This is a genomic window from Paucibacter sp. XJ19-41 (genome assembly GCF_028462495.1).
Classification (GTDB): Bacteria; Pseudomonadota; Gammaproteobacteria; order Burkholderiales; family Burkholderiaceae_C; genus Roseateles_E.
This window is the reverse complement of sequence record NZ_JAQOWX010000160.1, coordinates 1-10,174: the sequence shown is the minus strand read 5'-3', so window position 1 is coordinate 10,174 and position 10,174 is coordinate 1. Positions and strand designations below refer to the sequence as shown.

The window sequence follows — 10,174 nt, the reverse complement described above, 5'->3', positions numbered from 1 at the left end:
CGCGACGTCGGCAGCCGGTGGCGCAGCGGCGGCAGCCGCCGCCTGGGCCACGGCCGCCACGGCCGCGCGATCCAGACCAAAGCCCGCTGCACCGACGAACTGGTTGAAGGCCTGGTTGTCGGTCTTCACATCATGGCGGCGGGACAGCTCGCGCCAGCGCTCTTTGAGCTCGGCGACACTTTGCGCATCGGCCTGCCACTGGCCCTGGCGCGCGGCCTCCAGCATGCGCTCGATGCTTTGCGCCAGCGCATGCGGGTTCTGGCTTTCGAACCAGCGCTTCAGGCCCAGATTGTGTTTGTCGCGCACATAGACATCCATGAACTCCTGCCACTGGTCATGGCGCACGATCTCGCGCGCGACCGACTGCCAGCCGGCGAAGTTGTTGATGCCGTCGAGCACCTGCAGGGTGCCGGCATAGCCCTCCTTCATCAGCCCGCTGATATAGCCGGGATGGAAATTGCGCGTGGCCAGCTCCTTGGCCAGGAACTGGGCCGCGCCCTCGACCTTGCCGCCACCCGAACCGCGCAGGTTCGAGACATAGAGTTCGGGTGCCTTGCCGTCCAGATGGCGCACCGCCAGGCCGATGCCACCCAGGTACTGGAAGGGGTCGTCGGTGGTCAGCATGCCGTAGAGATTGGAGCTGCGGGCCAGCACCGCGCCCTCGGTACCGCGCAGATGCTCGGCGTATAGGTTGAGCTGGCCGGCCTTGCCGCCTTGACCTGCCACTCCCTTGCTGCCCCACTCCGCCTCGTCCGGCCCATAGGCGAACTGCATGCGCGAGAGGTAGAGCTCGGCCAGCTTGCGGTCGCCCTCGGCTTGGGTCTTCCAGGTGTCGGTGGCCAGCGCCGCATCGTCCAGGCCGGTGCCGTAGCGGCCGCTCTCGGACGAGAAGATGCGGGTCTGGCCGGCGCGCAGCGCGGCAGCCGCGTCGACGCCGCGAGCCTGCAGCTGTTGCGCAATGCGCCGGGCATTGGTGGCCACCGGGTTGTCGGCCTCGTCAGCGGCTTCGGCGGCCAGCTTGGCGGCCTTGGCGAGCTGGCGCATCACGTTGGGGAAATGGTCGCGGTACAGGCCGGTGGCCGACAGCACGATGTCGACTCGCGGCCGGCCCAGTTGCGCGCGCGGGATCAGCTTCACATCGCTGACCCGCCCGCCGGCATCCCAGACCGGCTCGACGCCCAGGGCCCACAGCGCCTGCGCCTCCAGCAGGCCGAAATGCCGCATGGTCTCGACCGACCACAGTGTGAAGGTCAGCTTCTGAGGCGGCTTGCCGCCGCTCTTGGCCTGGTGCGCCGCGATCAGCTGGTTCATCGCGTCCTTGCCGGCGGCCCAGGCCGCCTGGGTCGGCACGCGCGAGGGGTCAAAGCCATAGAGAGTGCGGCCGGTGGGCAGCGAGTCGGGGTTCTTGATCGGGTCGCCGCCATAGCTGGTCGAGAGAGAGCGGCCGGCCAGCGCCGCCAGCAGGCCGTCCATCTCGCTTTGCCCGCCCAGCGCCTGGTGCCAGGTACGCGCCTGGGCCAGCTTCGCTTGCAGCGTTGCCGGCAGGTTTTTGGCCACGCTGTCATCGCCGGCCAGCAGGGCCTGCAGTTTGCGAAACGGCGTGGACTCCGGCAACTTGCGCCAGTCGCCGACCAGCATCTCATCGGCTTCCTCGCCCGGACCGGCCACGCCTTCCCAGAACTCCTTGCCCAGCATCATCAGCACGGTGGCGGTGCGCCAGGGCTCGCCGGCGCCCTGGCCGAAGGTGTGCAGCCCCATGGGCTGGGCCGTCAGCGCCAGCTCGTGCAGATGGTCGTGCACCTCGGTGACAAAGGCCGGAAACTCGGCGGCGATGCGGACCTCGCTCCAGCCCATGTCCTGCGGCAGCCGCTGCTTGCGCACGGCGTCGAGGAACTCGGCGCGGATCTTCTCGCGCACGCTGCCCTCGTCCTGGGCCAGCCAGTCGTGCAACAGGTCGTGGATCTTGGTCAGCGAGGCATGCAGGCCGGCCGGCGCGAACGGCGGGGTCTGGTGGCTGATGATGGTGGCGCGGCCGCGGCGGCGCGCCTGGGTGGCCTCGCCGATGTTGTCGACGATATAGGGGTAGACCACGGGCAGATCGCCGACCGCCAGCATCGGATAGTCATGCGTGGCCGACAGCCCGCGCTCCTTGCCAGGCAGCCATTCCTGGCTGCCATGGGTGCCGTAGTGCACCAGCGCGTCGGCGCTCTGGCGTGCCCACAGATAGGTGGCCATGTAATGGTGCGAGGGGGCGGCGCTGCTCGAGTGGTAGAGCGACTTTTCCTTGTCGCCACCGCGCTCGCCACGACCCGGCTGCGGCAGCAGGCTCACATGGCCCAGCTGCAGGCGCGGGATCACGAAGAAGCGCTGGCCGCCCTCGGCCAGCAGCATCGACGAACTCTCAGGCTCGCCCCAGGACTGGCGCAGCTGGGCCCGCACGGGCTCCGGCAGGCCGGCGAGCCAGCGCTTGTAGTCGGCCAGTGGCAGGCGATCGGCCAGGCCCTCGCGCAGCAGGGCCTGCAGCACCTGCTTGTCCTCGGGTGGCCGGTAGGCCGGTGCCAGCAAGCGCTGCAGCTGCAGGGTCAACGGCGTCTCGTCCATGGTCTCGGTGCGGTAGCCGGCGCCCTGCAGCGCGGCCAGGGTGGCCGACAGGCTCTTGGGCAGATTCATGAAGGAAGCGCTGAGGTTTTTCTCGCCACCCGGATAGTTCCAGAAGAACACCGCCACCCTGCGCTCGCCCGCGCTCTTGCGCTGCAGCCGCGCCAGGTTCAGCGCCTTGCCCACCACCGCCGCGCTCTGCGCCGCGATGGGCTCGACCTGCTCGTCGCCCTTGCGCGTGGCCGCCGCGATCTGGATATCGGTGATGCCGGTGTACTCGGCCTGGGCCAGGTAGAAAGGCACGTCCATCAGCTGCACGCCCTGCGGGTCGACGGCCCAGGCGGCGGCGTCGCCGCGCCGGTAGGCCATGGCCTGGATCACCGGCAGGCCCAGGGCCTCGAACTCCTTGCGCCGCTGCTCGGGGCTCAAGGTGATCTGGGTGTTGATCAGCACATCGACCAGCGGCTTGCCATCGGCGCCGGTCACCATCTTGCGGATGTTGTCGTCGCCCATCACCGGGCTGTAGAAAGGCCAGGCCACGGCGCCGCCCTTTTCCTCGATGCGGGCGATCAGGTCGTCGATGAAGCCGGTCTGCTCGGCCGAGATGCTTTGCTGGTGAAAGGCAATGCCGATGATGGGCGGGCGCTTGCTCGCGTCCAGGCCGCGCCACTGCAGATAGGCTGCCGGCGTCGGCAGCACGACCTTGCCATCGGCCAGCTTCGGGTGATACAGGGCGGACGGCGGGAAGACGATGGGTGCGGGCAGCCGGGCCCAGTCCTGGCTGCCCTTCAAATGCGCCGCGAGGCTGCGCAGAAAGGCATCCATATTCGAGCGCCCGCCGTTGACGTAGTAGGCATGCAGGCGCTGGGCCAGTGCCTCGGGCAGGCCCGAGGACTTGGGCGCGGTGGTGGGCAGCCAGACATGGGGCTTGCCCGCCAGCGCCGGCAGCGCGGCGCCCAGGCGCTGCCTCACATAGTCCTCGATGTGCTGGCGCGGCGCGTCGATCAGGACCAGGTCGGCACCGGCCCAGAACTTGGCGTCCAGATCAGGCCCCAGCTTCTCGGCAAAGCGCGCCTCGATGCGCAGGCCCAGCGGCTCGGCCGCCTTGGCCAGCGCGACGAACTTGCCCGGCGCGACCGGGCTGGCCGAGACGAAGAGCACGGTGGCGGCCTGGGCCAGGCCGGGCAGGACGGTGGCTGCGGCCAGCAGCAGCCACAAGGTCAGGAAACGACGCATACGGAACTGGCGACCTCAGAACTGGTAGCGAACGCTGGCGCTGAGATTGCGGCCGGGCTGGGTGTAGGCGTCCAGCGCGACGGCCGTCGGCGCGACGGATCGCGTGTCCGACCACAGTGCGTACTTCACATCGCCGATATTGCTGATGCCGACGTTGAGCGACCACTGTTTGCCGATCTCGTACCAGGCCGTGACATCTCCGACGACAAAACCCTTTGGCGTGTAGTTTTCGCGTGGGTTCGGGTTGCGACGCTGGCTCTTCATGCCCGTGACATTCAGCTCCGCACCCCAGACACCGGCCTGTTCGTAGCGCAGGCCCAGCACGCCCTTGTCGGGGTCGATGCTGATCAGGGGTGTCTTGATGCCGCCAAGCTCACTATCACCCTTTGTATGGGCATAGCTAGCGCTGGCCGTCCAGTTGGGCAGGAAATTCCACGCGGACGACAATTCGACGCCACGAATGCTCGCGCTATTCAGATTCACGGACTGGAACACCAGGGGGTCGGCCACGGAGCCCGTTCCTCGAACCGTCCGACCCGTCTCGATAAAGTCCTTGTAACGCCCTCTGAACAGAGCGGCGCTGTAACGCCAGCTGTCACTGCGGCCGCGCAGGCCCAGCTCGAAGGAATCGCTGGTTTCTGGCTTCAGGTTCGGGTTGCCGATAGAGATGTACGCCGGTCGTGCCGTCGGATTGTTCACCCCACCATTGACCTGGCTAGGCGCCGGCGCCCGGAAGCCATGCGAGTATTGGCCGAACACGCGTAGCAGCGGCGAGTAGGTCCAGACCACCCCCAACTTGGGCGACAACTCCTGGTCGCTGAGCTTGGTGGGCTCGGTCGGATTGCTGATGGTGTAGAGCGGGTCGCCCTTGCGCGGATTCAGCTCGAAGCGATCCAAGCGCAGACCCGGTGTCACGGTGAAATCGCCCAGCGTGATCTCATCCTGGATGAAGGCACCGAACAGGCGGTAGTCGGTGTCGGGGAAGCTCTTGTCGACCGTGAAGCGACCACTTCCGGCAGTGACCAGCTTGCCGTCGGCATAGTTGCCGCCGCCCTTCAACGAAGACACCAGGGTGCTGGAAGCATCCAGACCATAGACGATGCGCTGGTTCCCAAGATAGGTCTCGAACTGCACCGAACCACCGACCAGGCGCTCGGCATAGAGAGCATCACGCGCACGGCTGTTCCAGGAAACTGTCGCACTGATCGCATCGGACTTTTCCTCATAGCCCAGTTGCCGGTTCTTGGCCTTCTGCCAGTAAACATTGACCAACGCCCGCTGGAAGATGGGATTACTGCTATCCGTAAACTCGTAGTCCAGCTTGACCAGCGAGCGATTGATACGCTCGTTTGCATCGACGCGGGTCGTGGTCGCATAGGCCGGTCTTGGGTCGCCAAACAGGGTGTAAACCGTGGTGTCCACATCGCGGTCCATGTTTTCGACAGAGAGCTTGAAGCGCTGGCGAGCGTCCAGCTTGTACATCAGCTTGCCCAGCAGGTAGTTGGAGCTGATGTCCTGAGGGTTGCCGACGGTGCGGTTGATGTTCTTCGCATGGTTGTCGCCACGCGTGTCGGACTCATGCCCACTGCGCAGGCTGGCAAGCAGCAGGCCCTCGAACTGATCGCCGCGGAAGGCATAGCTGGGCACGAAGGTGGTGGAATTGTCGACCGACGAATAGCCCAGCTTCAGCGCCGCCTGCGAGCTCTTGCCCTTGGGCACCAGATCGCTCGGATCCTTGGTTTGAAAACTGACCGCGCCGGCCAGGCCGTCACTGCCATAGGAAGTCGACGCCGAGCCACGCAGGATTTCCACCTGCTTGAAGGCCTCGACATCGATGTAGTCGCCACGACCGGCGACCACCGGGCCGCTGGAATACATCATCGGCAGCCGCACGCCGTCGGTCTGCAACAGCACCTGGTTGCCCTCCAGGCCACGGATGTTGATGCCCTCATTGCCGCCACGCCCGACACCCGAGGCGGCGGCGGCGCTGCGATTCGGCTGCGAACGCACCGAAATGCCCACCTCCTGGCGCAGCATGTCCTTGATGTCGCCGGCCTGCTTGCGCGCGATGTCCTTGTCCGTCAGCGTGGTGACGCTGGCCGCGACCTCGTCTTCCGGGGTTTCGAGCCGCGTGGCCGAAGTCACCACCTTGGGCAGATCGGGCGCCGTCAGCGGCTGGGCCTGGGCCAGGCCCGCCAGCGAGGCGGCGGCCAGCGCCAGCGGATGCAGGCGCGGCAGAGCGCGGGCGAGAACGGACGAAGTAGAAGTAGAGCAGCGTGCCATGGACGGACCTTGGATTCGTTCGCTGCAGGCGCGGCCGCCGCCCGGGCGCGGCCCGCCATCGCTTGAGGCCCCGGAGGCCGTCGCCGCTGGCAAAGCCTGGCCCGTTCGGCAGGCAAGAAGCATCGGGCCTGCGGCTGGGTTGGGGACTTTGTGCTGGTCGAGCGGCGGGCGAAAAAAGCCAAAAAGGCGGCTGGCTGGCTCTGTCGGCGAGTTCGCAGCCGATGGCCGCAAAACTCGCGATGCGCAGATTCTACTTAATAACGATTCTCATTAACAGATTGATGCAAACACGCCACAGCCGTCCGTGCGGCAGGCGTGCAGCGATCAGATCTCGACCTTGGAGCCCAGCTCGACGATGCGGTTGGTCGGCAGGTGCAGGAAGTCGGCCGCTGCGGCGGCATTGCGGTGCATGCTGGCGAACAGCTTCTCGCGCCACAGGGCCATGCCGCCGCCGGTGGTCGGGATCACGATGTCGCGCGACAGGAAGTAGCTGGTCTCCATCTCTTCCAGATGCACGCCGCGCTGCTCCAGCAGCTGCAGCGCCTCGGGCACATCGGGCTCGTTCTTGAAACCGAAGTTCAGGCTGACGGCCCAGCAGTCCTTGCCCAGGCTCTCGACCTGGACGCGCTTGTCGAAGCTGACCCAGGGCACCTCGTGGTGCTTGACGCTGACAAACAGGTTCTGCTCGTGCAGCACCTTGTTGTGCTTGAGGTTGTGCAAGAGGGCGTTGGGCGTCACGCCCTGCTCGGCGGCCAGGAACACCGCGGTGCCGGACACCCGGGTCGGCGGGTTGATGAAGACGGCTTCCAGAAAACTCTTCAGGTCGATCGCGTCCTCGCGCAGCTTGTGGCTGAGCTGGCGCCGGCCCTGCTTCCAGGTCAGCATCAGGGTGAACATGCCGACGCCGATCAGCAGCGGGAACCAGCCGCCATGGGCCAGCTTCAGCAGATTGGAGGCCAGGAAGGTGATGTCGATCAGGAAGAACACACCGGTGGCGGCCACGCACAGCGCCAGCGGATAGCGCCAGCCATAGCGGATCACGAAGAAGGTCATCACCGTGGTGATGGTCATGTCTATCGTCACCGCCACGCCGTAGGCGCCGGCCAGCTTGCTGCTGGAGCCGAACAGCACCACCGCCAGCACGACGAAGACGAACAGCCCCCAGTTGACGAAGGGCACATAGATCTGGCCGGTGTCGCGCACCGAGGTGTGCAGGATGCGCATGCGCGGCAAGATGCCCAGCTGCACCGCCTGCTTGGTGACCGAGAAGGCGGCCGTGATCAGCGCCTGCGAGGCCACGCTGGCCGCCACGGCGGACAGCAGAAACAACGGGATCTCGGCCCACACCGGGGCCAGCAGGAAGAAGGGGTTCTTGATCGCCTCGGGCTGCTGCAGCAGCAGCGCGCCCTGGCCGAAGTAATTGATCACCAGCGCCGGCATCACGACGCCGTACCAGGCATAGCGGATCGGCTTCTTGCCGAAATGGCCGAGGTCGGCATAGAGCGCCTCGCCGCCGGTCACCACCAGCACCACCGCACCCAGCGCGACGAAGGCCACCCAGCGGTATTCCAGGCAGAAAGCCAGGGCCCAGGCCGGGTTCAGCGCCTGCAGCACATGGGGGTTGTCCAGCACCTTGGGCAGGCCCAGCAGCGCCAGGCTGACAAACCAGCACAGCATCACCGGCCCGAAGGCACGGCCGATGCCGCCGGTGCCGAAGCGCTGCACCGCGAACAGGCCGGCCAGCACCAAGAGGGCCACCGGCACGATGGCATCGTGGAACTGCGGCGCATAGACATCGATGCCCTCGACCGCGCTGAGCACCGTCATCGCCGGCGTGATCACCGCATCGCCATAGAAAATCGCAGTGCCGAACAGGCCCACCAGCATCAGGCGACGGCGCAGCCTGGGCTTGTCGTTGACCGCATTGGTGGCCAGGGCCAGCATCGCGATCAGGCCACCCTCGCCGTTGTTGTCAGCTCGCAGTATCAGCAGCACGTACTTCAGCGAGACCACGACCGTCATAGTCCAGAACAACAGCGAGAGCACGCCCAGGATGTTGTCGTGAGTCAGCGGCACATGGCCGCCGTGAAACACCTCTTTGAGCGCATACAGCGGGCTGGTGCCGATATCGCCATAGACGACGCCCAGGGCGCCGAGAGTCAGGCCCGCTTGGGCCAAGGGGCTGCGGGTCGCGGTGGATGAACTCACAAAGGGGCTGCGGCATGCCGCAGATTGCCAAAAGCGCTATTGTGCGCCCGCCATTGTGCGGTGCGTCAATCCGGATATCGGGGGGACACCGAGCTTGACGCCGCCGCCGTCCGGCGCTTACTCGTAGACCTCGGCGTCCGGATCGGTGACCTCCAGCTCATAGCTGGCTGCCAGCATCGCCAGCCGCGCGATCACGCCGTACATATAGAAGCGGTTCGGCGCGCTGGCGCCGGGCTTGACGCCGGGGCGCGGCAACTGCGAGGACTCGGCAAAGGCCAGCGGCACGAAGCGCGAGCCCGGCGCGTTCAGGTTCTCGTCGAAGCCACGCTCGGCATGGACGCGGTAGAAGCCGCCCACCACATAGCGGTCCATCATGTAGACCACCGGCTCGGCCACCGCCTCGTTGACGCGCTCATGGGTGGGCACGCCCTCCTGGATGATCAGCGTGCCGATTTCCTGACCGTCCTTGACGACGCTGCCGGGCAGGCGCTCCAGCGCCGCCAGGTCCTTGGCATCGCGCACCGTCAACAGCCCGGCGCCATAAGTGCTGGCATCGGGCTTGATGATCACGAAAGCCTTCTCCGGTATGCCGTATTCCTTGTACTTGCGACGCACCTTGCCGAGCAGCGCATCGGCCTGGGTCTGCAAGGCCTCGAGGCCCTGAGCCGGGCTGTCGGCCGAGGTGTCACAGCGGGTGAACATCGGATTGATCAGCCAGGGATCCATGCCCAGCAATTTGGCAAACTTCTTCGCCACCTCTTCATAGGCGCGCAGATGGTTGTGCTTGCGGCGCAGTGCCCAGCCGGCATGCAGCGGCGGCAGCAGATACTGCTCGTGCAGGCCTTCGAGCACGCCGGGCACACCGGCCGACAGATCGTTGTTCAGCAGGATGGTGCAGGGATCGAAGTCCTTCAGGCCGAGGCGGCCCCGGGTGCGCAGCAGCGGCTCCAGGGTCAGGCTGCTGCCGTCGGCCAGGTTCAGCTCGGTGGGCTGCTTGATGTCCTCGTCCAGGCTGCCCAGGCGCACATTCAGGCCGGCCTGGGTGAAGATGCGCACCAGGGTCGCGACATTGGCCAGATAGAAGGTGTTGCGGATATTGGCCTCGGGCACCAGCAGCAGGTTCTTGGCCTCGGGGCAGATCTTCTCGATCGCCGCCATCGCCGCCTGCACCGCCAGCGGCAGCATTTCGGGGGTCAGGTTGTTGAAGCCGCCGNCTCGGGGCAGATCTTCTCGATCGCCGCCATCGCCGCCTGCACCGCCAGCGGCAGCATTTCGGGGGTCAGGTTGTTGAAGCCGCCGGGGAAGAGATTGGTGTCGACCGGGGCCAGCTTGAAGCCGGCATTGCGCACATCGACCGAGCTGTAGAACGGCGGCGTGTGCTCCATCCATTCGAGCCGGAACCAGCGTTCGATGGCCGGCATCGACTCCAGGATGCGCTGCTCCAGCTCGTTGATGGGGCCGTTCAGTGCGGTGATCAGATGGGGGACCATGGGTCGTGCCTGTCGGTGACCCGCAAGGGGTCTGGGGAAGAGGGGGCGAAGCAATTCTAGGAGCAAGACATGGGGACGATTCGGCCAGGCTCAAGGGTAGAGTGCGGACCATGATGCGTCTTCTGCTGCTCAGCCTCCTGCTGGTCCCGGCCTTGGCCGCGCTGGCCGACCCGGCCTGCCCGCCGCCCCCGGTCGCCCAGACACAGCCGAGCCCCGAGCGCGACCGCGGCCTGCTGTGGCGCATCAGCAAGGACGGGCGCAGCGCCTGGCTGTTCGGCAGCATCCATCTGGGCCGGCCGGACTGGGCCCGGCCCGGCCCGCAGCTGCGCGCCGCGCTGCAGGACAGCGACACGCTGGCG

The 10,174-nt window shown here is 66.6% G+C and carries 4 protein-coding genes and 1 pseudogene; 1 reads left to right on the top strand and 4 read right to left on the bottom strand.

The features are described 5' to 3' along the window. The 4 genes and pseudogenes from cobN to gshA form a co-directional block, all read right to left on the bottom strand. Positions 1–3,834 (bottom strand): cobaltochelatase subunit CobN (gene cobN / locus PO768_RS26075; protein ID WP_272648378.1); only part of this gene is annotated, 3,834 nt, incomplete at its 3' end. Positions 3,835–3,849: 15 nt separating this feature from the next. Further along, positions 3,850–6,117 carry a TonB-dependent hemoglobin/transferrin/lactoferrin family receptor gene (locus PO768_RS26070; RefSeq protein ID WP_272648377.1) on the bottom strand — a complete coding sequence of 756 codons (2,268 nt, stop codon included), beginning with the start codon at positions 6,115–6,117 and terminating at the stop codon, positions 3,850–3,852. Positions 6,118–6,441: 324 nt separating this feature from the next. Continuing rightward, a complete protein-coding gene (locus PO768_RS26065; RefSeq protein WP_272648376.1) occupies positions 6,442–8,325 on the bottom strand; it encodes a potassium transporter Kup in 1,884 nt (627 codons plus the stop codon). Positions 8,326–8,442: 117 nt separating this feature from the next. Then, a pseudogene (gshA, locus tag PO768_RS26060) lies at positions 8,443–9,815 on the bottom strand (glutamate--cysteine ligase). 110 nt (positions 9,816–9,925) lie between these two features. Between gshA and PO768_RS26055 the strand changes: the two are divergent. Further along, a partial coding sequence (locus PO768_RS26055; RefSeq protein ID WP_272648375.1) for a TraB/GumN family protein occupies positions 9,926–10,174 on the top strand: 249 nt, incomplete at its 3' end.

Bases quoted from the DNA above. Each gene is read 5' to 3' on its own strand.
- PO768_RS26070 (WP_272648377.1), bottom strand. From the start codon at position 6,117: ATGGCACGCTGCTCTACTTCTACTTCGTCCGTTCTCGCCCGCGCTCTG.